This is a genomic window from Candidatus Paceibacterota bacterium (assembly GCA_028714275.1).
Taxonomy (GTDB): Bacteria; Patescibacteriota; Minisyncoccia; order Phycocordibacterales; family CAINVO01; genus CAINVO01.
This window is the reverse complement of the sequence record JAQTMP010000001.1, coordinates 38123-63953: the sequence shown is the minus strand read 5'-3', so window position 1 is coordinate 63953 and position 25831 is coordinate 38123. Positions and strand designations below refer to the sequence as shown.

The window sequence follows — 25831 nt, the reverse complement described above, 5'->3', positions numbered from 1 at the left end:
CAGCTATAAGGGCTTCGAGGGCCACTCTAGCTACTTGGCGGCGAATAGGATCAAATGAAGAAATGGTGATAGAACCGGGGCTGTCATCTACGATCACCTCTACGCCCGTCTCCCTTTCGAAGGCTTTGATGTTGCGTCCCTCCTTGCCAATGACTTTGCCTTTGATTTCATCAGAGGCAATCGGCACATGAGTCGTGAAGACATCAGCTGTGACAGCATTTGCAAGGCGCTGGATAGAAGTGGCGAGAATCTCACGAGCCTTTCCCTCTAGTTTTTCTTGGCCGGAAATTTCTAGTTTTTTTAGGCGGTTTAGGATATCTTCTTCGCTTTCACGTTCAACTTTTGTGATAAGCTCCGCTCTAGCTTCTTCGGCAGAGAGTTTGGCCACTCGTTCCAAGGCCGTCTTTTTTTCTAATTCAAGCTTATCCGCACGTTCCTTGATAGTTTTTATTTCCTCAATTTTTATTTTCAGAGCCTCTACTTCCTTGTCAATTTCAGTTTGGCGACCATCGAGAAGTTCTTCTTTTTTAATCAGGCGATCTTCAGTTTTTTTATTTTTATCTTCACGATCCTTAGATTCTTCTCGGACTGTCCGTAAAATAGTCGCCGCCTCTTCCTCAGCCTCGAGGGTAATTTTTTGGGCGGCTTCCGTGGCCTCAACCATCATTTTCTTGATTTCTAGCTCAATAGAGCCCTTTTTTCCCAAGGCCACAATCCATCGAAGAATGTAGCCACACGCAAGTCCCATGGCCCCCATAAAGGCGGCAATGAGCAACACAGTTTTTAATGATACTAACATGGCTTTTATTAAGCCCCGTCTCTGTACTAGTTTTTAAATTGCTACTCTAAGCACGCAAAAATTTTCTAGGAATTTTCAGAAGGAATGATCCAGGCGAATGAATTTGATTTAATTTTTCGAATTTACGCATAAATAAGGCAATTTACTCTAATATCAGAAAACCGCAGGCCATTAAATTAATATAGGTAATACCTGCAGTCTACAATAACTAGAGAATTTTGTCGATGATGCCGTATTTTTTGGCCTCTTCAGCTGTCATGTGGAAGTTGCGCTCAGCATCTTTTTCAATTTTTGATATTGGCTGGCCGCTGTTTTTAGCTAGCATTTTATAGAGAGTTTCACGGGTTTTGAGGATTTGGCGGGCGCTGATTTCAATATCGGTAGCCTGACCCTCGGCACCTCCTAGAGGCTGGTGGATCATGACCTCAGCGTTTGGCAGACAAAAACGCTTACCTTTGGCTCCGGCTGATAAGATCATGGCGCCCATTGAGGCAGCTATACCCACCCCGATGGTGGAGACATCGTTTTTGATGTTATTCATGGTGTCTATAATAGCTAAACCGGCCGTGACATGACCGCCAGGGGAATTGATATAGAGTGAGATGTCCTTTTTGGGATTTTCAGAATTGAGAAAAAGAAGCTGGGCAATGACAATATTGGCTACATTGTCATCTATTGGACCAGCCAGAAAAATAATGTTTTCTCTAAGAAGGCGAGAATAAATGTCGTAAGCACGCTCGCCAAACTGAGATTTTTCAATGACGGTTGGGATTAACATATAGAAACAATAACAAAATTCTCAAAAAAAGCAACGAGAGGATGGTGGCATTTTCTTTATCTCCTTTTGTATTTTAGGCTTTTTACGTATACTGGTCGTATGCGACTTCACAGATTTTACATTGAACAAAAAATAGATGATTTGGGTATAGGGGACGAACTGACAGTCTCTTCTCCGGCCCTGCTACACCAATGGAGGAATGTTTTTCGGTTCAGGCCGGGGGTTGAGGTTTTATTGTTTGACGGAAGGGGTTTTGAGTATCGAACGGTGTTTCACGCTCTGGAGAAAAAAGGGGCTAGCTTGGAAATCGTTGATAAGATTAATAAAAAGAATGAAAGGAAGGACGGAGGGTCTGAACAATCAGAACCAGTGGTTTGGCTTTTTGCTGCAGTCGTCAAAAAAGATAATTTTGAATGGATTGTAGAAAAAGCCACAGAGTTGGGAGTCGATGGGGTTGTACCCGTGGTGAGTGAAAGAAGTGAAAAAAAGTCTTTAAATGAAGAGCGCCTAAAGAAAATTGTCATAGAAGCCAGTGAGCAGTCGGGGAGAGTGATATTGCCAGAAGTTTTGACAGTCGTGTCGCTAACGGAGGCGCTTGCGTTGGTCAAAGAGAAAAAAATGCAAGGGGTGGCTTTTGATCCGACTGGGGAAAATCTGAGGAATTTTGAAAATAAAAATAAAATCAACACACTAAATAGTATCCCAGTGGCCGTGTTTGTTGGCCCAGAAGGCGGCTGGACTGAAAAAGAGCTTGAGCTTTTTAAAAAAGAAAGTTTTGATGTTGTCAGTCTGGGGAGTCAGATTTTGAGGGCCGAAACGGCGGCAATTGCCGGAATCGTAGCAATTTCTTTGGCAGGCTTTGGTGGTTTGAGATAGTTTAGGTAGTCCTTTTTCTCAATATATAGTATAAGACATATTTTTATGCTTTATATTACATATTCTGCTTTTCCAAGAATTCCCAGACCTTTTCATTGGTCAAGACAGTTTCGACGTAGATAGAAGCATTGAGGGGGTCGGCGTCCTTATAGGATGAAAGGAGCAGCTCGGTTTCCTTTTTAATTTCTTCTTCACTGGCCTGGATTTTTTCCTCAAGCGCAATCTGGTTCATGGCGAGCTGTATTTTGGCGCGTTTTTCGGCTTCGGATTTCCACTCGGTGCGCAGGTCTGCCTCAGTTTTTTTACTGTGGACAAGATAAGCTTCAGGGTCCATGCCCATGTCTTTGATATTTGATTTAAATTGGGAAATCATGCGTGTGAGTTCACTTTCTACGAGTATTTTCGGTAGGGTTACCTTCATATCCGCGATTATTTTCTCAATAGTAGTCACTCGCTTCTTGTCTTTAGCTTTATATTCTTTTTCTTTAAGGATATTTTCACGAATAGTTTTTTTGAAGGCTTCGATTGTGGCAAAATCTCCAAACTTTTTAATAAAATCTTCATTTAATTCAGGAAGAGGCAGATCTCCGTGGTTGTGGTCATGATCGTCCGATTTGGTTTCAGCAGGTTTTTCTTTTTCTTGTTTTGCATGAAAATCACTGTGGGCTACTCGCTTGCGTAGATCCTCGATGGCATCATCAACTTCCTTGTCAGATACTTCGATTTCTTCTTCTTTGGCCGTCTCATTTTTTGGGGCCATTACTTCACCGGCTATTTTTTTGTAATCAGGCAAAACGACTGACGGCACTATCGCTGTGGTGATAGTGACTTCGAGAGGATTGCCGGCTGCGATTTTTGTGATAGTGACTTTTGGAGAGCCAATCGGGTGGATTTTGGTCTCTGAAATTTTGGCTTCGGCCATGATGGATCCGTAGACCTCTTTGAGAGCAAGCTCAGCGGCTTCTTCAAGGATAGTCATTTCACCAAGACGATCCACTAGGATTTTTTCTGGAATATGCCCCTGACGAAAACCATCGAGTTTTACTCGCGTTCCGAGGTTTTTGACAGCTTCGAGGCGGTGGTCGGCAAGCTTTGAGGCCTCTATTTCAACCTTTATTTCTACTTCTGAATCGGGGAGAGCTTTGGTCGCTACAATTTTATGTGAAGATGACATGCTATTTCTTTGGATATTTTTCTTGATAAAGTTTTAAGGATTTTTCGAAAGCTCTTTTAGCGGCATCTGCCCCTTCAATTCCATGAATAGTCACTTCTTTGTTCTGGAGTTTCTTGTAGGTAAGAAAAAAATGTTCAATTTCTTTCAGAGTGTGCTTGTTTATATCGGTGACATCCTTGACGTGGTCAAAACGAGGATCTTCATTTGGGACAGCGATGATTTTGGCGTCAGATTCTCCACTATCAACCATGTTCATGATAGCCACAGGTCGGACGTGCACCATCACTCCCGGAAAAAGAGGATACGTGGTCAGGACGGCTACATCGAGAGGGTCTCCATCATCCCAGAGAGTTTGAGGAACAAGGCCATAATCAAAAGGGTAATCCTGTGCGGTGTGCATAGCACGATCGAGCTTGATCAGCCCAGTTTTTTTATCCAATTCATACTTATTTTTTGAGCCCTTGTTTATCTCAATAATAGTCGTGATGTTTTCGCTAGTCCCTGGATCAATGTCGTGCCATAGATTCATACTCATATTTTTATTTTTTGAAAGTTTTAAACGGTTTAATTATTTTTCTTCTTCAGTTGGGGTTGCTTCTGCGACTGGAACAGCTGCGGATTTGATATCAATTCTCCAACCTGTGAGCTTGGCTGCAAGGCGGACATTTTGGCCCCCTTTGCCGATAGCGAGCGACTGCTGATCTTCATTTACCTCTACGGTGGCTGATTTTTCTTCAGGATTGAGTTTGACGGAAATAATTTTAGCAGGAGAAAGAGCGTCCTCGATAAAGCGAGCAGGGTCTTCGGACCACTCTATGATGTCGATTTTTTCGCCACCAAGCTCGCTCATGACAGTCGAAACTCGGACACCGCGTTGGCCTACCATTGAACCAATCGGATCAATATGTGGGTCAGACGAAAAGACGGCTACTTTTGAACGAGCACCAGCTTCTCGGGCAACCGCTTTGATTTCGACAGCACCCGAAGCAATTTCAGGTACTTCACTTTTGAAAAGTTCAGCCAAAAACTGGGGATGAGCACGGGAAAGCCTGAGAAAGATACCCCGAGGAGTCTCTTCTACTCGGGCTAGATACATGCGGAGACGTTCACCTTGGCGATAGTGTTCGCTAGGGATCTGCTCCTCATAAGGAAGAATACCGCTAGCGCGACCCATGTCGATAAAGACATTCCCTCTCTCTGCACGCTGGACACTGCCAGTGACGATTTCACCTTCGCGTTTGCCATATTCTGCAAGGACAGAGACCTTTTCAGCTTCACGGATCTTTTGGATGATGACTTGTTTGGCTGTCTGGGCAGCGATACGGCCGTAGTCACCCTTTTCTTCTAGTGGGAAGACAAGCTCTTCACCGAGCTGGACATCTTTTTTGATTTTTCGGGCGTCTTCAATGAGAATATGCTGTTCTGGGTTGAAATGAGGTTTTTCGTCGGGGTTTTCGGACATTTTAGCTTCACTTTCTGAGTGCTCAACACTTTCCTCGCCCATGATCACGGTAGATTCATCCACTACCACTTTGACTTGTTGGAGCTCGGCACTGCCACTATTCAGGTCAAAATGCGCCGGGATGAGCTGTCCGCGCTTGCCGTATTCTTTTTTATAGGCTGTTGCAAGGGCCAATTCTATGGCTTCAATGACTTTTTCTTTGGGAATGCCACGCTCTTCCTCGAGCTGATCAAGGACGGAATGGATGACTTTAAGGTCGAACATATTGGGTTTGTTGGATTAATTTTCTAATTTTAGCCTTAAAATAGGCCAAATTTTGGTAAAAAAACGAGCTCGCCCGACAGCGAACTTCAATAAGCATAGTATATAGTATGTAAATGTAATTTGTCAAACACTATCGTTGACAAAGGGCATATAAATATGGTAGAATATTCAGCAGTTAAGATCTTTAAAAAACATTGCGAAATTCGTCACAGCAGAAAGGGGCTTACAAATAGGCCGCTCCCTGCTGCGACGAAAGGTGAAAGATTCCTTAGTCGATGAGAAACAATCAGTAGGAGAACCGAAGATTGAAACTCGCGGCATTAGTCAAGCTGAAAAATGAAAGGAGCCATAAATATATGGCAACCAAACAACAGATCCCCGTACTCGCAGGGGCAATTGTGAGTAAACAGGAGGGATTCGAAGCCCTCTCAAACGATGACGTCCAATGGGCCATCGAAAATACCGAAGCCGCAATCGCGCTCTCGGTAGTGGCGATTAAGGATCGAAACAAGACCCCGATCTCTTCGCCAATCCAGAAACGCACGCTGACCCCGTGGAAAACCATCAAGGTCGGCGGTATGTCCAAGAAAAAGCTCGCGGAGAGCGTCAAGGACGAGTCCAGTGACTACGCCAAAGGCATCATGGGCAAACCCGCGTTCTCGGTGGCAGAAAAAGAAGAAGACGTTGATCTCATTGACCTCACACCGCGAGATCTTGGCTTCACCGCCAATCCGCGCACGGACGAGTTCATGACCAAGGAATTCTGCGCCGAGTGGAGTGCGAAGCGCCTCGATGGCTACGTCATCGAACTTTGCTCTCCTGAAGACGGGCCGCAACTCCGTCGCCAGTATCAGGATCAGCCCAATAGCGAGGTCGTCTGGATGGCGATGGAACGCATTAGCGACTCCGACGGCGACCCGCTCGTGTTCAGCGTCGAGCGCAGCGATGACGGCCATCGTTGGCTCTGCGGCCGTTGGTCGTATCCCGGCCGTCGTTGGGTTCTCGGCATTCGGATCGTCTTCCGTCTTCGCAAGATCGCTAAACCCTAAGGACTTGTCCACTGTGGTCTCCTTAGACCCTTTGAACTTTGTCCTTCGGCGCAAAAAGTTAAGGCAAGATACACCTATCGCCCAGATTCATTTCTGACGAGAAAATCTTCCCCCCGACACGATCACGTGCTCGGGGCTTTTATTTTATGATATTATAAATTTCGGTAGTAGGTGAATATGCGGACGGCCAAGGTTTTCCGCTACCGAATCCAGTATCCATGCATCGAGAATATCCGCGACCAAGGTTTCGGCTAGAGTGGTGTATGTAGACACTTCAAAAAAATGAAGATACTTGGTGCGTGATTTTGAGTGATTATAGATCACAAATAAGATTCAACCCTGCGAGTATTCTAGGGGTGGTGTAATAGATGAAATCATGTACAAATCGACTCCGACGGCAACCCGAACGTGTTCAACGTCAAGCGCAACGATGACGGCAATCGTTGGCTCAACGGCAATTGGACGAATCCCGACAATCATTGGGATCTCGACAATCGGATCGTCTTCCGTCTTCGCAACTCTCTCATTTCTCTCCCGCCTTCATGGTAGGAGAGTTTTGTTTTAAAAGTCTCGATGATATCTGTCCATTCCAACCACCAAGCATTTTCCCAATTTCTTCCAGTTGAACCGACAATTCAATATATTTTTTACTGTCTAATGATTTTGTCTCCCAAAGCACCATAAGTAGGACTTTTGCAGTATCAATTTTTCGTATAGCCAATTTCACCCAAGGCAGTTTTTCTTTCCTTTGCAGGAAACTTGCCACACTGATCGCTTCCATGCTCTCAACAAATAAAGTATCAATTCTTAAGCCTAAGGAATGACGATGAGGCTTCGGAATTGTCTGTAAATAGCCGTACCATTGGATATACACAGTTTTTAGCTTTTGTAACACTGGCAGGATTCTCGGGGGGGGGGTAGACTTCATAGAATGGCTTTAATTACTTCTGATAGTAGTTACAACGATATCATTTCTCTAGAAAATTTGCTCGAAGCATGGGAGGAGTTTATAAACGGCAAAAAGGGCAGAAAAGATGTACAGGAATTTCAAAGAAATCTGATGAGTAATATCATTGCTCTTCACCTAGAATTAAAAGACAAAACTTACGTTCATCTTCCGTATGAAGCGTTCAATATATCCGATCCAAAGCCAAGAAATATTCATAAAGCCAGTGTTCGTGACAGACTATTGCACCACGCAATTTATCGTAAACTTCATTCTTTCTTTAACAGGACATTTATATCAGATTCGTATTCGTGTCGGTTTGGAAAGGGAACCCATAAAGCCGTGCAGCAGTTTAGGAAATACGGGTACAAGGCGAGCAAGAATAACAGGAAGACACTTTGGATACTCAAGTGCGATATCAGAAAATTTTTCGCATCTGTCGATCACGAGGTACTAATTGACATACTAGACATGTATCTGAAAGATAAGGACGTTTTATGGTTGCTAATCCAAATTATCGATAGCTTTCAGTCTATAGGAGAAGGTAAGGGGTTACCTCTCGGCAACCTAACTTCTCAGCTTCTTGTAAATATCTATATGAACGAATTTGATCAGTTCGTAAAACACGAACTAAAACAGAAACACTATATTCGCTACGCTGATGACTTTGTGATCATGCACCACGATAAAGACACATTGCTCAAAGTTCTTCCAAAAATTTCCCAATTTTTATACGAAAATCTGAAACTTTCGCTTCATCCGGATAAAATCTATCTCAAAACCTTTTCATCAGGCGTTGATTTTTTAGGATGGGTACATTTTCCCACTCATCGAGTTTTACGGACCACCACCAAGAAAAGGATGTTTAGGAATATCCACAAAGACACAAAAAAGGAGGTAATCCAATCTTATCTAGGGCTTTTAAGTCATGGAAACACAGGGAAGTTGCAGAAAAAGGTCGCTAACCATCAGTTTAAAGTCTCTTGAGGGAGACTTGCGAGCTCGACGGAGCGAGCACGAGGAAAATCCTAGCAAGGATTTATCCGTGCTCCCGAAAGAGACTTTAGACTGATAGTTTCATTCTCTTGCCCCTAAAAATTTGATACAATATATATGAAAATACTTTTTCACCCTATTTATGCACATCGAAGAAGAGCAATTAAAAAAATTTATCCTGGACTCGGGACTGGTCAGTCGAGCGGATATTGACGCGGCGGAAATCGAAGCCAAAAAACGAGGGCAGTCGATAGGGGATATTTTGGTGAGCGGGGGAAAAGTTTTGGAGGATGATTTCCGCCGCATGCAAGCGTATCTATTCGGCATTCCTTTTATTGACTTAGCGGATCAAAAATTGGACTTTGATGTCTTGTCTACTATTCCAGAACCGATTGCCCGCAATCACAACATCGTGGCCTTTAAAAAACACAAAGACACTCTCGAGGTGGCTATGCTAGACGCCGAGGATCTCAGTGCCATTGATTTTATTAAGAAAAAAACTGGTTTAAAAATTCTTCCTCGACTTACCAACAATGATTCAATCAAGGCAGCCTTACTTCAATACCAGAAAAGCCTTAAGGCGGATTTTGGAGATATCATCCAAAAGGAAGCGGCTGGACTTAAAAATGTAGGAAATTCTTCTGGAGATGATCAGACAAGCGCAGACGATTTAAAAAAATTGGCTGAGGATCTGCCAGTGGTGCGTATTGTGGACACGCTCCTCAAGCACGCCGCCATTCAAGGGGCTTCGGATATTCACATTGAGCAGATGGAAACAGAGGTGGTGGTCCGTTATCGGATTGATGGTATTTTGCACGATGCCATGATTTTGCCAAAAAGTGCCGGTTCGAGCATTACGGCGCGTTTGAAAGTGTTGGCCAATCTCAAACTCGACGAAAAACGCCTTCCTCAGGATGGCCGCTTTAAAATAGATCTAAACGGGGAAAAAATTTCTTTCCGTGTCTCTGTTCTGCCAACCTATTTTGGAGAAAAAACCGTCATGCGCTTGCTGCGAGAAAATGCTTCAGGTTTTTCTCTCGAGGGTCTGGGTTTTCATGGTGAAGGACTTGAACTTTTGCATGAATCGACCAAGCTCACCACCGGCATGATCCTCACTACCGGTCCCACCGGCTCCGGAAAAACCACCACTCTCTACACCATGCTGGACATTTTGAACACTCCAGATGTGAATATTTCGACCATCGAAGATCCTGTGGAATATCAAATGAAACGGGTCAACCAGACTCAGGTCAAACCCGAAATCGGTTTTACATTTTCTTCAGGTCTGCGCTCACTTGTTCGCCAGGATCCAGATATCATCATGGTGGGGGAAATCCGTGACAATGAGACGGCTTCACTCGCCATCAATGCAGCTTTGACTGGCCACCTCGTGCTTTCGACACTGCACACCAACTCTGCAGCCGGTGCCATTCCTCGTCTGATAGATATGAAATGTGAGCCCTTCTTGCTCGTGTCGACTCTCAATGTCATTGTGGCTCAGCGTTTGATTCGTAGATTGACTAACGCAAAAGACAAATATCTTTTATCAAAAGATGAGCTTGCTCAGGTTAGTAAGAAGATTGATATGGATAAAGTTCTCAAGGTTTTGAAAGAAGAAAACATTGTGGCTGCTAATGCAGAGTGGAAAGAGATTCCTTTTTACAAACCTCGTCCGAGCGCGGATTCGGAAGACGGCTATGGAGGCCGCGTAGGTATTCACGAAGTGTTGAAAGTGAGCTCAGCGATCAAGGAGTTGATCATTCGCGGGGCTAGCTCAGATGAGATTGAAAAACAGGCGCGGAGTGAAGGCATGCTTACTATGATAGAAGATGGTATCTATCAATGTGTCAAAGGAGTCACTACTATCGAAGAAGTTTTGCGGGTGATTTCGGAATAACAAAACCGACGGGTCATGTTTTAGTTAAAATTTTAATAAAATTTCAATGAAATTTAAATATACAGCGGTCACCAAAGAAGGTCAGACCTATACTGCCGTAAAGGAAGCGGCGGATCGCTCAGCCCTTTTTCGCGAGCTGAAAAAAAATGAGGAATCACTCGTGTCTGTCGAGGAAGTGAAGGCGGGGATTGCCCATTTGGAGCTTTCCTTTAATTTTTTTAAAGGCATCAAACAGCACGAAAAAATAATTTTTGCCCGCAATTTGGCTGGTATGCTTGAGGCCGGGCTAGCCTTGTCCCGCGCCCTTTCGGTCATGGAGAGACAGTCAAGCAATACAAAGTTGAAGAAAATTTTAGGAGAGCTTAATGCTTCAATCAGCTCAGGTAAGACTTTTAGCGGGGCCTTGGCAGCCTACCCCAATATCTTTAACACGCTTTTTGTCTCGATGGTCAAGGCTGGGGAGGAAGGGGGGAATGTGGTCGGAGCCCTTCGCGAAGTGGCCTCTCAAATGGAAAAAAACTATACCCTTCAGAAAAAAATAAAAGGGGCCATGATTTACCCTGCGGTGATTGTCTCAGTCATGGTTTTGATTGGTATTCTGATGCTCGTATATGTAGTGCCTAGTCTGACTGCTACTTTCAAGGACGTAGGGGCTGATTTACCTAGCTCGACAAAGTTCATCATCTTTTTGAGCGATTTTTTAAAAAATAATTATATTCTCGCCCTTATGCTTGTGTTAGGGGTTGCCGCTCTTTTTTATTTTGCCGGAAAAACCCCTCAGGGGCAGAGGGTTTTTGATTATATTTTTCTCCACACTCCTGTCATTGGTCCTTTGGTCAAGGAAACTAATGCTGCCCGCACCACGCGCACCCTCGCTTCACTTTTGACTTCAGGAGTGGATATGGTCTTGGCCGTCAAGATCACAGGAGACGTGCTTCAGAATTCATATTACAAAGAAATTCTCAGAGCGACCGAAAAAATTGTTGAAAAAGGCGACCCTATCTCGACAGTTTTTTCTGAAAAAACCAATCTGTACCCAATCTTTGTGTCAGAAATGATGAGTGTAGGAGAGGAGACAGGAAAACTAGCCTCAATGCTTGGAAATGTGGCTGTTTTTTACGAAAATGAGGTGGAGCAAAAAACAAAAGACATGTCCACTATCATTGAACCTTTTCTGATGGTGATTATTGGAGCGGTGGTTGGATTTTTTGCCGTTTCAATGATCACACCGATGTATACCGTGATGAATAATATTAAATAAATCTTTTAAAGATTTTTTTAAAATGAAAAAAAATACATTACACATAGCCTCTTTTCAAAAAGGTTTTACCCTCATCGAAAGCTTGGTGAGCATCTTTATTTTTGTACTCTTGGCTTTGGCTGTTTATCAGACCAGTGCGGCCGTCATTCGGGAAACAAGAACTTTTCGAGAGACTACTACTATTTCAGGGTTGGCGGATCAGTACATGGAGGTAGTCAGAAATATGCCCTATTCTCAAATAGGTACCATCAATGGAAATCCCCACGGCAATCTCTATGACCAGCCCAACGCTACCACCACGGTCGTAAATGGGACCGCCTACCAAATTTATTATGTAGTCAATTATATAGATGATCCTGCCGATGGGACTATTTTGGCGGGTACCGATCCTGCTCCAAATGATTATAAGCAGGTCAAACTGTACGTTAAAAATACTGTCACAGGGGTGACGACTAGTTTTTTTTCCAATTTTGTTCCAAAAGGCTTGGAAAATATAAATAATGCGGGAGCATTTTCAATCAAAGTCTTTGACGCGGTCGGGCAGCCAATTTCCGGCGCCAGTATTTCTATCCGCAACGCCACTATCACCCCGGCCATCAATCTTAGCCGTATCAGTGATGCCAGCGGAAACTGGATTGAGGTGGGTCTTCCAGACGCAGCCAATAGCTATCACGTCGTGGTGACCAAAAATGGTTATTCGACAGATCAGACCTATCCTGTCAGCGGCAGCAATCCCAATCCGATCAAAGCTGATTCGACCATCGCCAATGGTCAAGTCACCCAGGTCAGTTTTTCGATAGACCAATTGAGCAATCTTGTCATTAATACTGTCGATCAAACTTGCAGCGCCCTTTCGGGGGTGGGTCTAAGAGTCCAAGGTTCAAAATTAATCGGGACGCCAAATGTTCTAAAATTTGACAAGACCTATACCTCGGATGGAAATGGGCAAGTTTCGCTTTCAAACCTAGAGTGGGACAATTATACTCCAAGCCTGATTAGCACGAGCACTTATATGGTTTACGGCTCATCACCCATCCAACAAATTAACATTTTGCCAAATACAAATCAGACTTTTGCTTTACTTCTTGGTCCAGAAACTGCCAATAGCCTTTTGGTGATTGTCAAAGATGCATCAACCGGGAATGCTATTGAGGGGGCCAATGTTGATTTGCAAACTCTCAGCCCTCAAACTGACACAAATAAATTGACAGGAGGGAGCAATTGGAGTCAGCAGTCGTGGACAGGAGGGTCAGGTCAAGAGAATTTTGTTGACCCAACGATGTATTCTCAAGATGATGGCAATATTAGTACCAATGATATTCCCACCGGCATGCGCTTGATCAGTAACAATGGTCAAGCGGTTGTTAATTCTGGTTCGCTGATCTCTTCATCTTTTGATACAGGAGCTACTACTACGACTTACACCAATCTAAACTGGCAGCCAACTTCTCAAGATCCCGCTGCCACTGTCAAATTCCAAATTGCCACAAACAACGACAACGCTACTTGGAACTTTGTTGGTCCTGATGGCACGGCCAGCACATATTATACGGTGCCAGGCACAAGTATTAGCCCTTCAAGCAACAACAATCGGTATATTCGATACAAAGCCTTCCTTTCGACCACGGATCTAGCCAAAAATCCTGTAGTCACCAGTGTAGGAATTAATTATGTCGCAGGTTGCTTTACGCCAGGGCAGGTTTTCTTTCCAGGTTTGACTGCTGGCTCCAATTATCAGCTGGTGGTCAGTATGCCAGGGTATCAGACCAAGACTATCAGCGACTTAAATATTAGCGGTTATAATATTTTACAGGTATCCTTAAGCCAGTAATTCGCTATATGCATAAGAAACATCAAAACTATGGATTTACTCTGGTAGAAACCCTCGTTACTATTTTTGTTTTTCTTATTCTCATGTCAGGAGCCTCGCTTCTGTTTAAAGAAATATACAGCGGCTCTAGTCAAAAAAATCTAGCTCTAAATAATATCGACCAAGCTCGATTGGCGGAATTTAATTTCATTAACGAAGTCAGAGATGCTACTCCCGGAAACGATGGCTCTTACCCAGTCAACCAGGCGGACAATTCAACCTTGGTTTTATATACTAGCTATGGAGCCAGCGGAAATGCGGTCAACCGAGTGCGTTATTATGTGTCTGGAGCGACTCTTTATAAAGGAGTCATCATACCCTCTGGCAATCCTTTGACTTACAATTCCGCTTCAGAAAAAATTACGGCGGTTCAGTCTGCTCTCGCCAATGGCAACGTGCCGGTCTTTTATTATTATGATTCAAACTATGCTGGCACGAGCTCTCCGCTTGTCCCTCCGATAAATTTAAATCAAGTTAAATATGTCCAAATCAACTTGGTCATTTCCAGCCAAGATCAAAGAAACGGCACCACTACTTTTTCAGTCCAGGCCGGCTCAACCATTAGGAGCCTTAAGACTAATTTAGGAAATTAAGTATGATTAAAAAAATAACATCCAAAAGCGGAGGACAAGGAGGAGATGTGTTGGTCTATCTTTTGGTTATTATTTTTCTTTTTTCAATCATGATGCTGCCTGTGGTGGACGCGGTGGTGTTAAAAATGAAAGTAGCTTCTACGACTATAAACAAAGAAGAAGCTTTGCAAATTGCCGAAGCCGGCATTGATTATTACCAGTGGCATCTTGCTCATTATCCGAGCGACTACACGGACGGGACAAATGCTGCCGGTCCGTATATTCATAGTTACTCTGATTTTGACACTCAGAAAGTGGTAGGCCAATACAGCTTGACGATCACTCCTCCGGCTGTCGGTTCAACTGTAGTCACCATCCAATCAACAGGTTCTACCATCGATAATCCCGCGATTACCAGGACCGTGACAGCCAAGTACGGAATTCCTTCACTGGCCCAGTATTCTTTTTTGAGCAATGACATTATTTGGATTGGCAGCAACGAAACAGTCGGAGGGCAATTGATGTCAAACAGCGGTATTCGTTTTGACGGGGTAGGCAATTCTCCTATTGGTTCGGCCAAGGCTACCTATACTTGCCCTTCTTCTCAAGGCAGCCCTTGTCCCGCAACTGAGAATGGGGTGTGGGGCAGTGCCGATCAAGCTACTAAAAATTTCTGGCAATTTCCTGTGCCCGCAGTGGATTTTTCGACTTTGACTTCCAACTTGGCCAGCCTAAAGAGTAGTGCTCAAAATGGGGGCATCTATTTACCTCCTTCTAATAGCCAAGGCTACTCGCTGGTGTTTAATAATAATGGCACTGTAAGCGTGTATAAAGTGACTAGTCTCGTTTCTGAACCAACAGGCTGGGATGTCTACGGGAACGCTCATAATGAAAATTTTGATTATAAAAATAGAACGTTGCAGTACACAAAAAGTATCCCTAGCAACGGCATTATTTATATAGAAGATAAAATATGGGTCGAAGGCACAGTCAACGGTCGGGTGATGGTGGCGGCTGCTTTGCTACCGTACAATTCTTCGACGGCTCCGACTATTTATATTCCAAACAATATTCTTTATTCAGCTAAAGACGGCAGTAGTGTGCTGGGGCTTCTTTCCCAAGGCAGTATCGTAGTGACTTACGGCGCCCCGAACAATTTAGAGATTGACGCGGCTCTGATCGCCCAAAACGGGAGCGCTCAATTTTATTATTATAAAAACAATGTGGTCAAAAATAGCATTACGGTTTTTGGTTCTATAATGACTTTTGGTCAGTGGACATGGTCTTGGGTGGACTCATTTAATAACGTGGTCTCTGGGTACGCAAACACTACAGATACCTACGATAGCAACCTCCTCTTTTACCCTCCGCCTAGTTTTCCAACTTCGTCTTCAGGATATCAGCAAATAAGCTGGACAAGTAATTAAAATAAATTCGAAAAATATATGAAAAATACACTTCAACCCCCTCCTCAATATATCCACGCCAACATTTCTGGCAATATTCAGGGTAATCTCAATCCAGCAGAAAATGCAACGGCTAGCACTACTGATTTAGCTACCCAAAACGGGCAACCTCTTGTCAAAAACGCCGGAAGCTATTTTCCTATGGTGTTTTTGACTCTTTTGGCGGTATTGGTGTTGGTGGCGGCTGCCCTTTGGATGATTAGAAGGGCAAAATAGAAGTTTTGATTGTGATATAATGCCTGTAACCTATGAAAAAGCGCTCTAAAAAAGTCTTGAAGAAAAAAATAAAGCCGAGGAGCAAAAAATCGGTAAACAAAATAGCAACAAAACCTAAAAAAATCATCATTGCCAATTGGAAGGAAAATCCAGGGTCACTGATGGAAGCCAAAAGTCTTGCGGTAGGGGTTCGTTCGTTTGCCCGTGAGCTCAAGAAAACGGTTCTTGTCATTTGCCCACCCCATCCGTTTTTGACAAGTGTAGCCGCTTATTTTTCGAGGACAAAAGATAGTAAACATATTTTTGTTGGAGCCCAAGACTTGTCTGCCAAAAAGGGTGGCTCATTTACTGGGGAAGTGGCCGCTTCCATGCTAAAAAGCCTCGGGGCAGGGTATGTGATTGTCGGACATTCAGAGCGCCGTGCCATGGGCGAGACGGATGCTATAGTCAATCAAAAAGTTTTGATTGCACTGGAAAACGGTTTGAAACCGGTGGTCTGTGTGGGAGAGTCAGCGCGGGATGATCAGGGGGATTATCTTTCTCATATAAAAAATCAAATCAAAGCAGCCTTGCAAAACGTCATCGGCAAAGACATAGCCAATATTGTGATTGCCTACGAGCCGCTCTGGGCTATCGGCAATCAGGCTTTTCAAGTTGTTACTCCTCATGATATGCACCAGATGAGTATTTTTATCAAAAAATATTTAATGGAGTTGGTGGGCGGCGCTCCAGCTTCAATGGTAGCCGTCATATACGGAGGCTCGGTCACAGCTGAAAACGTCAGCAGCATAATCAACGAAGGCCAGGCTGACGGAGTGTTGGTGGGCCGTGAAAGTTTGTCAGTCGAAAATTTTCGTCATCTTTTAAAAAATAGTGATTAGTTTATAAGAAATTATTAGGAATTTTATTTACTGTATGCTCATCCCAAAATCCATCACCACCTTGGAATCCCTTGCCGGTAAAAAAGTACTTGTGCGGGTAGATTTTAATGTCCCCATCGAAAACGGTAAAATCACTGGAGACACCCGAATCAAAAAAAGCCTTGCGACTATTGAGTTTTTACGCAATCAAAAGGCAAAGATTATCCTCATTAGTCACATTGAAGGCAAGGGCGGAGATTCCCTGCGGCCTATCTATGATTATTTAATGAAGATTTTTCCTTTAACTTTTGTTGAAGATATTTTTAGCAAAGAAAGTTTAGCCGAAATGTCTTCTATGGCGGACGGAGATATCATTCTCGTCGAAAATATCCGCCAATACCCAGAAGAAAAAAAGAATGATCGAGAATTTTCTAAAAAACTAGCTGGTTTTGCAGACATCTACGTGAATGATGCTTTTTCTGTCTCACACCGATCACATGCTTCGATAGTGGGGGTACCCGAATTTTTACCTCACTATGCTGGGCTGCTTTTGTCTGACGAGATCAACCATCTCAAAAAAATATTTCACCCCCCTCATCCTTTTTTGTTTATTTTAGGCGGCGCTAAGTTTGACACCAAACTCCCTTTGATTCAAAAGTTTTTAACGTTGGCTGACCATGTTTTTGTGGGAGGAGCTTTGGCCAACAATCTTTTTAAGGCGCGCAGATGGAATGTCGGAGCATCGCTTGTCTCAGGTGGAGATTTTTCGGTCACAGATATAGTAGCGGACACCAGGCTTTTGGTCCCGACAGATGTCATCGTGCAGGATAAAAATACTCAGGCTGTTTCAGCCAAGAAATCAGACCAAGTGGGTGACGCAGACGTCATTATGGATGCAGGTCCCGAAACCATGTCTATGCTGCAGACCATGATTGGTGAATCAAAATGTGTTTTGTGGAATGGTCCACTCGGAAATTATGAGCTTGGTTTTACGGAGCCGACTATTGAGCTGGCTAAAATTATTTCAGATGCGGACGGCTCTTTAGAAGCGGTGGTGGGCGGGGGAGATACTCTGGCCGCTATTAGCTCTCTCGGGGAAAAAGCTGAGTCAAAAATTAGTTTTATTTCTACTGGCGGCGGTGCGATGTTGCAATATCTTTTGGATGAGACGTTAGTCGGAATTGAAGCGCTAAAATAAAAGAAAAACTTAAATAAAATTAAGAACCCTTGAGGGAGACTTGCGAGGCTCGACGGAGCGAGCACGAGGAAAATCCTAGCAAGGATTTATCCGTGCTCCCGAAAGGGCTCTTAATTTTATTTAAGTTTTTCTTTTATCTTTTCTAAGACGCTTTCGGCTTCGCCAGGGAGGTAGCTTTTTTGGGCCCAGTGTTTGAAACCGTCATTATTGAAACGAGGAATAATATGAATGTGAGTATGAAAAATTATTTGGCCAGCCGCCGTTTCGTTGTTGATGTTAATGTTTACCCCGTCTGCATTTAGGGCGTTTTTGACTGCGATGGCGACTTTCCGGGCTGTGATCATGGTACGACAGAGAGTTTCATCTGGGGTGCCATAAATATTTTCAAAATGATCTTTTGGCACTACTAGGGTGTGGCCGTGATTGTTTGGATTGATATCCAGAAAAGCATAAGTGTCAGCATCTTCGTAGACTTTATATGATGAAATTGAGCCCTCAATGATTTTACAAAAAAGGCAATCTGGGTCGGTAATATAAGGGATATTTTTTAGCATGGGTTTATTATACCTAAAAAATAAACTTTTGCTGATTGTGCTAAAATACCCAAATGTTCGAATCCCAATCTCAGTTGTCTGAATACCCAGAGCTTTTGAGGCAGTTGCTTTCTAGGAGGGGTATCAAAACCACGCAAGCCGCTCAAGATTTTTTTTCCATAGACTATGCCAAGGGGCATGATCCCTACTTGCTGAAAGATATGCGAAAAGGGGTAGAGAGGATCACTCAAGCCATCCGCCAATGCTTTGAGGGCGTTCTTCGCCCAGAACAGATTTTAATTTTTAGTGATTATGACCACGACGGAGTGCCGGGCGCAGTGGTGCTTTATGATTTTTTTAAAAAAATTGGGCTGGGAGGAAAATCCGAAAATGGGAAAAATGATATTGGTGGTGTCCGCGTCTATATTCCTCAGCGCCACGACGAAGGTTTTGGTCTCAATCGGGAAGCTGTCGAAGGTTTTGCGCGAGATGGGGTGAAACTAATGATTACGATTGATTGTGGAATCACCGATGTGGAGGAAGTTGCTCTCGCCCAGAAGCTCGGCATGGATGTGATTATTACGGATCACCATATTGCTCCAGATGTTTTGCCTCCCGCCTATGCCATCATCAATCCAAAACAATCAGACTGTGAGTATCCTGAAAAAATGCTTTGCGGATCCGGAGTGATTTTTAAAGTAGTGCAAGCTCTTGTTACGCATAAGCCATTGCGAAATCTGCTTGCCGCTCGGGATATAGAGATTGTTGATGGCTGGGAAAAATGGTTGCTCGACATGGTAGGCATTGCCACCTTTTCGGACATGGTGCCTTTGCTTGGGGAAAATCGCATTTTTGCCCATTATGGCTTGAAAGTTTTACGCAAATCTCCCAGAGCCGGACTCGCCGCTCTTTTGAGAAAATTGAAAATAGATCAGAGATACCTTTCGGAAGATGACATTGGTTTTATGATTTCTCCCAGGATCAACGCGGCCTCGCGTATGGGTGTGCCGATGGATGCCTTTAAGCTGCTTTCAACCGAAGACGTCAGTCAGGCTGGAGCCTTGGCGGAGCATTTAGATCATATAAATAATGAACGAAAAGGAAAAGTGGCTTCGTTGGTTAAAGAAATTCGCAAGATTTTGGCAGAAAGATTCGAAAAGCTTTCAGCGGAGGTTTCAGTCATTGTGGCTGGCAATCCCAATTGGAGTCCGGCCCTGCTTGGTCTGGTGGCAGGCAAGCTCGTCGAAGAATATGATCGTCCGGTTTTTTTGTGGGGCAGAGATGGAGACGAGATGACAGGTACTATCAAAGGGTCATGTCGATCCAATGGTAAAATCAGTCTAGTGGATGTCATGAACGCTACGGATAAAAAAGTTTTCAAGGATTTTGGCGGACATGCTGGGGCTGGGGGATTCAGTGTGGAACCTGAGCAGATTCATTATTTTCAGACCGAGCTGGAAAAGGCGCTGGCCAGTCTTTCTACCAAAAATGACTTGAAAAATCTTGTAGAGGGGCAAACAGATCAAGGACAGGCAGAGGATACGCCACAAGAGGACGCCGAAATTTCTCTCGAGGATGTTACTTGGCAGACGTATACGTTGGTTGAAAAAATGGCGCCTTTTGGCATGGCCAATCCCAAACCTATTTTCCGCATTCGGGATGTGATCCTCGATGCAGTAAAACTTTTTGGCAAGGAAAAAAATCATCTTGAGTTGATAACCAAAAATATCGCGGGTAAAAAACTTTCAGCCATTGGTTTTTTTATGACCGAAGATAATTTTGAAAACAAAGCTCTGCGCGCTGGGGCCAAAGTGGACCTTTTTGTGACCATGGAGAAGTCTATGTTTCGAGGTTTTCCTGAGCTGAGGCTGCGGATCGTTGACGTAAAGTCAGTATAATCCGTTGGCCAGTCTGGTATAATAGCCTAAAGAATTTTAATAAAATGACTAAAAATAATGTGATGATTTTTACGGACGGTTCATCCCGTGGCAATCCAGGGCCAGGGGGTTTTGGAGCAGTGGTGGTCTATGCGGATTCGGCAGGACGAATACAGGTAGACGAGCTTGGTGGATCTGAGGCCATGGCCACCAATAATAGAATGGAAATGAACGCCGCCCTGGCAGCTTTAAAACATTTTGAAGATTATTTTGATAAAACCTCAGCTAAAGAGAGCCTTTATACTATATATACAGACTCCTCATATCTGATCAACGGCATCACGCGCTGGGTCTCAGGGTGGCAGAGAAATAATTGGCAAACCAAGGAAAAAAAAGAAGTTTTAAACAAGGATTTGTGGCAAAAGTTGGCGGATATCAGCTTGGGTAAAAAAATAAAATGGGAATACATTGGAGGTCACCGAGGAATCGCGGGCAACGAGCGCTGCGATGTCATAGCCACTGCCTTTGCCGATAATGCACCAGAATCTTTGTACAAAGGTTCACTCGAAGGGTATAAAGCTTTACATCACATAGATATTTTAAATATTAAAGTCGACCCAGTGCTCGATGGCGCCCGAAGTGCTTCCAAAAATAGAAGCAGCGCCAAAGCCTATTCGTATCTTTCCTTGGTTGAGGGTGTTTTACAAAAACATAAAACCTGGGCCGAATGTGAAAAAAGGGTCAAGGGGGCTAAGGGTGCCAAATATAAAAAGGCTTTGGACGCCAGAGAGGAGAAAAATATTATTGAAGGGTGGCAAAGATAGTTTGAGCAAATTTAGCATCTCTTCATCAAAATTTTAAGCGGGGTAGGTAAAATGATGGGCATGTATTACTACATGCCCATCGTTAGTTTTTGTGGAGCGATCGTATGGGCGGACACCCATCGATTTTTACTAAATAAAAAATTCAGCCTGGTTTTGATTTTATTGATAGGCGGAATCGCGACTTTTCTTCTTTCATTTTTCTTTTTACCTCAAGCCCATTTTCGTTTCAAAAAGTTTTTATTATTCCTTTTGATTATTTTTATCTTCGTAATGCTAGGAATATTTTTGACTTGGCACGCCCTTGAGAGCCATGTGAAAAATGGAGAAGCCTTTTTGGCTCAGCCTATCACTCTTGAGGGCATAGTGGTGGATGATCCAGAGCTCCGAGCCCACAATCGCAGAGTGACTTTTTCTGTCGAGACTCCCTTTAAAGCCACAATTCTTGTCTCCACTCCCATTTTCTCTCGCAACCTTTCCGATTTGCGTTACGGAGATCGTTTGCAGTTGTGGGGGCAGCTTAGAAATCCGGTGTCTTTTCAGTCGGGTGATGGCAGATGGTTTGATTACGAGGAATATTTGGCTAGTCAGGATGTTGATTATCTTTTTACAGCGCGAGACGGGGCAATCATTTCAAGAGATAACGGCAATATTCTTAAGGGTCAGCTTTTAAAATTCAAAAAACTTTTTCTGGGGAGATTGGATGAACTTTTGCCGGAGCCGTATAGCTCGCTGGCCGGCGGCTTGGTCATTGCTGGCAAGCGCAGCCTATCTGCTGATTTGCAAGAAAAATTTAAAAGGGTTGGCATTATTCATATTGTCGTTTTGTCAGGTCAAAATGTCACCATCGTGGCTGAAGCCATGATGCAGGTCTTTGCTTTGCTCCCGACTTTTATTCCGAAAATTTTTGGATCCATTGCCGGGGCTTTAGGGATTGTTTTGTTTTCCTTGATGGCTGGGGGCAGCGCCACAGTCATTCGCGCAGTGATCATGGCTTTGATCGCTGTGTTCGCGCGTGAAACTTCCAGATCCTACAATGCCTCGCGAGCCCTGTGGGCAGCCTGTTTCATAATGTTGTGTGTTACACCTTCGCTTCTTCTTCACAACCCTTCCTTTCAGCTGAGCTTTTTAGCTACTCTTGGTCTCATTATTTTTTCACCTCCCTTTGAACATCTCTTTAGATTTTTACCCGAAAAATATGGAATCCGGCCTTTGGTCGTAGCTACTTTTTCTACTCAATTTGCGACTTTGCCCCTGCTGCTCTACACCACTGGCGGAGTGTCTCTTGTCGCCCTGCCAGTCAATCTCCTAGTGGTGCCGCTCGTACCTCTGACCATGTTCTTTAGTTTTGTGATGGGGATTTCAGCTTTTGTTTCGGTTGTTCTGGCCTTGCCGTCAGTTTTTGCGGCCTATATTTTACTCGCTTTTGAGCTCGGGGTAGTCGACGTTGGTTCAAATCTTCCGTACGCCTACACAATACTCCACCCGTTTAGTTTTGGGTGGAGTATTGGGGCCTATATTTTTTTATTAGGTGCGGCGAGTGGCTATCACGCTTTTTACTTACCGACCGCCTCTGCAAAACGTTCTTCTACCACCTCGCCGTTGAGGTTGGTAAAAAAAGCTTCAACATATTTTTTCTTTTCTGAAGGCGGATAGTCCAGCATAAATGAGTGCTCCCACATATCGAGCATCAGGATTGGCTTGAGACCGGTGAGGTGTCCGAGATGCTGTTCATCAGCCCAAACATTGAGGAGAGTATCAGCGGTTGGATCGTAATAAAGAATAGCCCAGCCAATCCCGCGAGTCATGGCGAGGGTATTAAATTCCTTAAACCATGCATCAAAGTTTCCCCAGACACTGGCAATTTTTTTAGAGAGAGGACTTTTCTGATCAGCTTGCTTGGGCGCCCCTTCAAACTGCGCAAAATAATATTCGTGATTGCGCATACCGTCAAATTCGAAGCCAAAGCGTCGACGGAGCTCACCAATAGCGTAGACATTTTTTTCCGCTGCTTCTGGCGTAGCCGATAGCTCGGAAATCTTTTGCAGAATCAGATTGCTATGCTTGACGTATCCAGCATAGAGCTTGAGATGCTCAGTGATGGTGTTTGAAGAAATACCCGCAAGAGCAGGAATTTTAAATTTTTTTTCAAGATAGGTGTGCATATATTTTAAATTAAATTATGGCTAACAAAGACACTAGCAGTATATCACCGCGCTTTTGGCTTGTCTTTCTGGTGGCTTTTTTACCCATTATTTTCGGGGGTTATTTGGTGTGGATGGAGTGGCCGCAAGCCCATCTGCGGGTTTCGTTTTTTAATCTCGGCACGGCTAAAAATAAAAATATGTTGGTGCTGATAGAAGCTCCAAATGGGGTGAGGGTTTTGATCAATGCGGGCGACGAGGATCGAGCAGCCTTGTCTATCCTCGGCCGGAGTTTGCCAATCTATCAGTACAAGATTGACGCAGTCATTCTGACCGAAATGAAAAGAAAATATATTGGCGGTTTTCCTTCTGTGGCGGAGCGGTACGATGTGGGTAAAGTGCTCGCGCCTTTTTTAAATGTAAATACAGCATCGGTTTCGGAGGCGAGCTCGACATCGGATCAGCGAGCGATCGAGGCTGTGATGAGCAGTCTCTCAGAAAAAAAGCTTGAAGCAAAAATCGCCCTTCAAGGCATGAAGATTGTTTTAGATCAAAAACGTGACATCTATCTCGAAATTCTTTTTCCAGATCGGATTTTTTCCAGCGCTCGGCGAGAAATGCGTGAAGGAATCATTGTCAGTCGTTTGGTATATGGAAAAACCGTTTTTACTTTTTCGGATGGGGTGAGCCAGTCAATACGGGATTATTTAAAACTGCCTGCGGATGAATGGAGGGCATCTTCGTCTAGCGTAGAGAGATTTGAGTCGGATGGAGAAAAAATGTGGAGAATAAATTAGATTTTATCAGCTTTATTCCAGGTAAAATTAAATAAAGTTTTATGCATTTCATATATAGCTTGATCTTCGATGATCTCATTAGGGACTGGCTGTTGATCTGTTTCCTTGTCACAATCTCTAGCCCCTCAGTCGCTGGTAAATTTCTTATGTCCCGGATTTGAATGCCTATGGGAGGGGTACAGTCTTATTGGTACTAGGTACTATTTTTGTAAAAAACAGATAACAGTAATATCCAGTTTTTATAAAGAATATTTCTCTATTGTTCTCAATTTGAAACAAGAAAACTGGATGTGAATTAGATTAGATTTTGGTATAATCCTTTTATAAGTATTAGATTAAAAATTTATGTATGTACCTTCGTCTGATCAAGTGATTGAAATTGTAGAAAGGCATACCAAAAAATAATTTTATGAAAGAATCTGTTCAGGAACAAAATCTACCAAGAGTAGAGAGTAACTCTCAAAGCAGTCCTGAGTTGATAAAGAAAATATCGAGATCTCTGACGGAAAGACGTTTTCCTCTTAGTCAAAGAGGGGTCGAGGTAAAAAACAGTCTTAGTAATCAAGAAGTAACTGACATTTTACCCGAGAATCTTCCTACGGTAGAAAACCCGCATCTAGAATATTTTGAAGATCTAGATATACCAGATAGACGTGAATTGTTGGGAATGAAGTTAGCTAATGTACAAATAACAAAAGGCTGTCGACATGCTTGTACTTTCTGTGCGGCAGGGGCTTCTAGAACGGTAGAAACGATGCCGTACCAGGCGATTTTAAAGATTGGAGAACAGATGAAAGAAGTTGAAAATCAAGTAGTGCAAGAATGGGTTGCTTTTTGCAAGGAACTTGGGTGCCGACTAAATTTCGATAGCTCGTTTATGTATGATGATAAGTTTGGAGATGATTGGGATCTACAGAGGAAGAAACTCCAATCGGATTTTAGGCCATTAGCGAGGAAGGCTTTATCAGACTTTTTTGATAATGATGTAGACAAAGCCAATGAATATCTTATAAGTTTAATAAGAGAATTTCCACTTATTGAAGAATATTTTGAAAATCAGATGCGACAAACCCCTGAGCTCGTGTCTACAACAATAAAGGCTGTGAACAAGTCAGGATTAAGATACGATAGGAAATATTTTCTATCAGATCTTACAAGAGGTAGTGGTTTTCCTTTTCATGTCAGTCAACTTTTCTGGTCTATTGCGAATTACTATGACAGTGATCCATTTGATTATAAAGACAACAACTTCTCACATGTAGATGGGTCGCCTGCGGATTTTGGGGATGTCGCTTTAGCTTTAGCCACAAAAAAAAGACCTCTTCACATAACTACTGCTGGATGGTCAAAAACGGACCATGTTGCGCAAAATGCAGCTCAAAAAATAGTAAATCTTGGAACAGAATATTTTTTTAATACAAGGATTTCAGTAAATCAATTTGAAATAAGGGCTAGAAATAGAATGGATACATATATAGTCGATACAATTAACACGATCAAGACTTTATTACCCTTAGGCCCGCAAGTTATACTTTTTGGTGATAAAGATTTTGTATCCACTATGAGGGAAGAGCTTGAAAAGCATCTTAATAGTGATGATTTAAAAAAGATCCGTATAAACACGGGAAAAGTCTCAAATTATTCAGGACATGTAAAGTCAGAGCATGGAGAAAAAGATCATGATGTGATGGCATGTATGCCCGGTTACCATATTTGGCCAGATGGTACAGTGGCTGTTCAGAAAAAAATCGTTGAGGATGGTATCTTGAAGAAAGATGATCCGCTCGGTCTAGGAGTAGAAAGAGGGACCCGACCTATGCCAGTTGGAGAAAAAATATGGTAATACTTTAGATATAAAAAATTAACCCATCTTTTTAAATTCTCGGATAAGATTTTGTAAATTGTTAGCCAGCGGACCGTGAAAGGATCAGGATAACTTTTTGTAAAAATTCAAAAACAGTATTGGCCTATTTCT

Annotated in this window: 24 protein-coding genes; 16 read left to right on the top strand and 8 right to left on the bottom strand. The window is 43.2% G+C overall.

Annotation, left to right across the window (positions count from 1 at the left end; genetic code table 11):
* Both PHF79_00370 and PHF79_00365 read right to left on the bottom strand, forming a co-directional pair.
* On the bottom strand, positions 1 to 799 hold a 799-nt coding region (locus tag PHF79_00370; GenBank protein ID MDD5318265.1), incomplete at its 3' end, for an Rnase Y domain-containing protein.
* Positions 800 to 1007: 208 nt separating this feature from the next.
* Positions 1008 to 1577 carry an ATP-dependent Clp protease proteolytic subunit gene (locus PHF79_00365; GenBank protein MDD5318264.1) on the bottom strand — a complete coding sequence of 190 codons (570 nt, stop codon included), beginning with the start codon at positions 1575 to 1577 and terminating at the stop codon, positions 1008 to 1010.
* Between the two features lie 99 nt (positions 1578 to 1676).
* Here PHF79_00365 and PHF79_00360 point away from each other — a divergent pair, with 99 nt between their 5' ends.
* The gene (locus PHF79_00360) at positions 1677 to 2453 is read left to right on the top strand and encodes an RsmE family RNA methyltransferase (GenBank protein ID MDD5318263.1); all 777 of its coding nucleotides are present in this window, start codon (positions 1677 to 1679) and stop codon (positions 2451 to 2453) included.
* 55 nt (positions 2454 to 2508) lie between these two features.
* Here the strand turns inward: PHF79_00360 and PHF79_00355 are convergent, their stop codons facing one another.
* From PHF79_00355 to nusA, 3 genes are read right to left on the bottom strand one after another with little or no spacing between them, the layout of a single operon-like run.
* The gene (locus PHF79_00355) at positions 2509 to 3627 is read right to left on the bottom strand and encodes a trigger factor (protein MDD5318262.1); all 1119 of its coding nucleotides are present in this window, start codon (positions 3625 to 3627) and stop codon (positions 2509 to 2511) included.
* 1 nt (position 3628) lies between these two features.
* On the bottom strand, positions 3629 to 4156 hold the full coding sequence (locus PHF79_00350; GenBank protein MDD5318261.1) for an inorganic diphosphatase: 528 nt from the start codon (positions 4154 to 4156) through the stop codon (positions 3629 to 3631).
* A 39-nt stretch (positions 4157 to 4195) separates the two neighbouring features.
* Positions 4196 to 5353: a transcription termination factor NusA gene (nusA, locus tag PHF79_00345; protein ID MDD5318260.1), complete on the bottom strand. Its 1158-nt coding sequence runs from the start codon at positions 5351 to 5353 to the stop codon at positions 4196 to 4198.
* A gap of 356 nt (positions 5354 to 5709) precedes the next feature.
* On the opposite strand from nusA, the gene PHF79_00340 reads away from it, so the two are divergent.
* Positions 5710 to 6402, top strand: a complete 693-nt coding sequence (locus PHF79_00340; GenBank protein MDD5318259.1) for a hypothetical protein — start codon at positions 5710 to 5712, stop codon at positions 6400 to 6402.
* A 523-nt stretch (positions 6403 to 6925) separates the two neighbouring features.
* On the opposite strand, the gene PHF79_00335 is transcribed toward PHF79_00340, so the two are convergent.
* A complete protein-coding gene (locus tag PHF79_00335; GenBank protein ID MDD5318258.1) occupies positions 6926 to 7330 on the bottom strand; it encodes a four helix bundle protein in 405 nt (134 codons plus the stop codon).
* Positions 7331 to 7333: 3 nt separating this feature from the next.
* Between PHF79_00335 and PHF79_00330 the strand changes: the two genes are divergently transcribed.
* From PHF79_00330 to PHF79_00290, 9 genes are all read left to right on the top strand, one after another.
* Positions 7334 to 8335: a reverse transcriptase/maturase family protein gene (locus tag PHF79_00330; protein ID MDD5318257.1), complete on the top strand. Its 1002-nt coding sequence runs from the start codon at positions 7334 to 7336 to the stop codon at positions 8333 to 8335.
* Between the two features lie 151 nt (positions 8336 to 8486).
* Positions 8487 to 10241, top strand: a complete 1755-nt coding sequence (locus tag PHF79_00325) for an ATPase, T2SS/T4P/T4SS family (GenBank protein MDD5318256.1) — start codon at positions 8487 to 8489, stop codon at positions 10239 to 10241.
* A gap of 46 nt (positions 10242 to 10287) precedes the next feature.
* A complete protein-coding gene (locus PHF79_00320; GenBank protein ID MDD5318255.1) occupies positions 10288 to 11502 on the top strand; it encodes a type II secretion system F family protein in 1215 nt (404 codons plus the stop codon).
* 22 nt (positions 11503 to 11524) lie between these two features.
* The gene (locus PHF79_00315; GenBank protein MDD5318254.1) at positions 11525 to 13333 is read left to right on the top strand and encodes a prepilin-type N-terminal cleavage/methylation domain-containing protein; all 1809 of its coding nucleotides are present in this window, start codon (positions 11525 to 11527) and stop codon (positions 13331 to 13333) included.
* A gap of 8 nt (positions 13334 to 13341) precedes the next feature.
* The gene (locus tag PHF79_00310; protein ID MDD5318253.1) at positions 13342 to 13965 is read left to right on the top strand and encodes a prepilin-type N-terminal cleavage/methylation domain-containing protein; all 624 of its coding nucleotides are present in this window, start codon (positions 13342 to 13344) and stop codon (positions 13963 to 13965) included.
* 2 nt (positions 13966 to 13967) lie between these two features.
* On the top strand, positions 13968 to 15371 hold the full coding sequence (locus PHF79_00305) for a pilus assembly PilX N-terminal domain-containing protein (protein ID MDD5318252.1): 1404 nt from the start codon (positions 13968 to 13970) through the stop codon (positions 15369 to 15371).
* A gap of 18 nt (positions 15372 to 15389) precedes the next feature.
* Positions 15390 to 15626: a hypothetical protein gene (locus PHF79_00300; protein ID MDD5318251.1), complete on the top strand. Its 237-nt coding sequence runs from the start codon at positions 15390 to 15392 to the stop codon at positions 15624 to 15626.
* 32 nt (positions 15627 to 15658) lie between these two features.
* Positions 15659 to 16507, top strand: a complete 849-nt coding sequence (gene tpiA / locus PHF79_00295) for a triose-phosphate isomerase (protein MDD5318250.1) — start codon at positions 15659 to 15661, stop codon at positions 16505 to 16507.
* A 34-nt stretch (positions 16508 to 16541) separates the two neighbouring features.
* Positions 16542 to 17684, top strand: coding sequence for a phosphoglycerate kinase (locus tag PHF79_00290; GenBank protein ID MDD5318249.1), 1143 nt, complete (start codon positions 16542 to 16544; stop codon positions 17682 to 17684).
* A 116-nt stretch (positions 17685 to 17800) separates the two neighbouring features.
* Here PHF79_00290 and PHF79_00285 read toward each other — a convergent pair whose 3' ends face one another.
* A complete protein-coding gene (locus PHF79_00285) occupies positions 17801 to 18238 on the bottom strand; it encodes an HIT domain-containing protein (GenBank protein ID MDD5318248.1) in 438 nt (145 codons plus the stop codon).
* A 53-nt stretch (positions 18239 to 18291) separates the two neighbouring features.
* On the opposite strand from PHF79_00285, the gene recJ reads away from it, so the two are divergent.
* Genes recJ through PHF79_00270 form a run of 3 tightly spaced genes read left to right on the top strand, consistent with a single transcriptional unit; the run spans position 18292 to position 22571 of the window.
* Complete coding sequence (gene recJ / locus PHF79_00280) at positions 18292 to 20115, top strand: single-stranded-DNA-specific exonuclease RecJ (GenBank protein MDD5318247.1); 1824 nt, start codon at positions 18292 to 18294, stop codon at positions 20113 to 20115.
* Positions 20116 to 20159: 44 nt separating this feature from the next.
* Entirely contained in the window at positions 20160 to 20918 is a 759-nt protein-coding gene (locus tag PHF79_00275) for a ribonuclease HI (protein MDD5318246.1), read from the top strand.
* Between the two features lie 60 nt (positions 20919 to 20978).
* A complete protein-coding gene (locus PHF79_00270) occupies positions 20979 to 22571 on the top strand; it encodes a ComEC/Rec2 family competence protein (protein MDD5318245.1) in 1593 nt (530 codons plus the stop codon).
* Here the strand turns inward: PHF79_00270 and PHF79_00265 are convergent.
* Positions 22472 to 23080, bottom strand: a complete 609-nt coding sequence (locus PHF79_00265) for a Fe-Mn family superoxide dismutase (protein ID MDD5318244.1) — start codon at positions 23078 to 23080, stop codon at positions 22472 to 22474. The two genes, PHF79_00270 and PHF79_00265, sit on opposite strands and share 100 nt — an antisense overlap.
* Positions 23081 to 23097: 17 nt before the next feature.
* On the opposite strand from PHF79_00265, the gene PHF79_00260 reads away from it, so the two are divergent.
* Positions 23098 to 23856, top strand: a complete 759-nt coding sequence (locus tag PHF79_00260; protein MDD5318243.1) for a hypothetical protein — start codon at positions 23098 to 23100, stop codon at positions 23854 to 23856.
* A gap of 409 nt (positions 23857 to 24265) precedes the next feature.
* Positions 24266 to 25699 carry a hypothetical protein gene (locus PHF79_00255; GenBank protein MDD5318242.1) on the top strand — a complete coding sequence of 478 codons (1434 nt, stop codon included), beginning with the start codon at positions 24266 to 24268 and terminating at the stop codon, positions 25697 to 25699.
* The last annotated feature ends 132 nt before the right edge of the window (positions 25700 to 25831 follow it).

Excerpts from the sequence above, each read along its gene's own strand:
- PHF79_00365 (MDD5318264.1), bottom strand. The coding sequence starts at position 1,577 with ATGTTAATCCCAACCGTCATTGAAAAATCTCAGTTTGGCGAGCGTGCT.
- PHF79_00360 (MDD5318263.1), top strand. The coding sequence starts at position 1,677 with ATGCGACTTCACAGATTTTACATTGAACAAAAAATAGATGATTTGGGT.
- PHF79_00355 (MDD5318262.1), bottom strand. The coding sequence starts at position 3,627 with ATGTCATCTTCACATAAAATTGTAGCGACCAAAGCTCTCCCCGATTCA.
- PHF79_00350 (MDD5318261.1), bottom strand. The coding sequence starts at position 4,156 with ATGAATCTATGGCACGACATTGATCCAGGGACTAGCGAAAACATCACG.
- nusA (MDD5318260.1), bottom strand. The coding sequence starts at position 5,353 with ATGTTCGACCTTAAAGTCATCCATTCCGTCCTTGATCAGCTCGAGGAA.
- PHF79_00340 (MDD5318259.1), top strand. The coding sequence starts at position 5,710 with ATGGCAACCAAACAACAGATCCCCGTACTCGCAGGGGCAATTGTGAGT.
- PHF79_00335 (MDD5318258.1), bottom strand. The coding sequence starts at position 7,330 with ATGAAGTCTACCCCCCCCCCGAGAATCCTGCCAGTGTTACAAAAGCTA.
- PHF79_00330 (MDD5318257.1), top strand. The coding sequence starts at position 7,334 with ATGGCTTTAATTACTTCTGATAGTAGTTACAACGATATCATTTCTCTA.
- PHF79_00325 (MDD5318256.1), top strand. The coding sequence starts at position 8,487 with ATGCACATCGAAGAAGAGCAATTAAAAAAATTTATCCTGGACTCGGGA.
- PHF79_00320 (MDD5318255.1), top strand. The coding sequence starts at position 10,288 with ATGAAATTTAAATATACAGCGGTCACCAAAGAAGGTCAGACCTATACT.
- PHF79_00315 (MDD5318254.1), top strand. The coding sequence starts at position 11,525 with ATGAAAAAAAATACATTACACATAGCCTCTTTTCAAAAAGGTTTTACC.
- PHF79_00310 (MDD5318253.1), top strand. The coding sequence starts at position 13,342 with ATGCATAAGAAACATCAAAACTATGGATTTACTCTGGTAGAAACCCTC.
- PHF79_00305 (MDD5318252.1), top strand. The coding sequence starts at position 13,968 with ATGATTAAAAAAATAACATCCAAAAGCGGAGGACAAGGAGGAGATGTG.
- PHF79_00300 (MDD5318251.1), top strand. The coding sequence starts at position 15,390 with ATGAAAAATACACTTCAACCCCCTCCTCAATATATCCACGCCAACATT.
- tpiA (MDD5318250.1), top strand. The coding sequence starts at position 15,659 with ATGAAAAAGCGCTCTAAAAAAGTCTTGAAGAAAAAAATAAAGCCGAGG.
- PHF79_00290 (MDD5318249.1), top strand. The coding sequence starts at position 16,542 with ATGCTCATCCCAAAATCCATCACCACCTTGGAATCCCTTGCCGGTAAA.
- PHF79_00285 (MDD5318248.1), bottom strand. The coding sequence starts at position 18,238 with ATGCTAAAAAATATCCCTTATATTACCGACCCAGATTGCCTTTTTTGT.
- recJ (MDD5318247.1), top strand. The coding sequence starts at position 18,292 with ATGTTCGAATCCCAATCTCAGTTGTCTGAATACCCAGAGCTTTTGAGG.
- PHF79_00275 (MDD5318246.1), top strand. The coding sequence starts at position 20,160 with ATGACTAAAAATAATGTGATGATTTTTACGGACGGTTCATCCCGTGGC.
- PHF79_00270 (MDD5318245.1), top strand. The coding sequence starts at position 20,979 with ATGTATTACTACATGCCCATCGTTAGTTTTTGTGGAGCGATCGTATGG.
- PHF79_00265 (MDD5318244.1), bottom strand. The coding sequence starts at position 23,080 with ATGCACACCTATCTTGAAAAAAAATTTAAAATTCCTGCTCTTGCGGGT.
- PHF79_00260 (MDD5318243.1), top strand. The coding sequence starts at position 23,098 with ATGGCTAACAAAGACACTAGCAGTATATCACCGCGCTTTTGGCTTGTC.
- PHF79_00255 (MDD5318242.1), top strand. The coding sequence starts at position 24,266 with ATGAAAGAATCTGTTCAGGAACAAAATCTACCAAGAGTAGAGAGTAAC.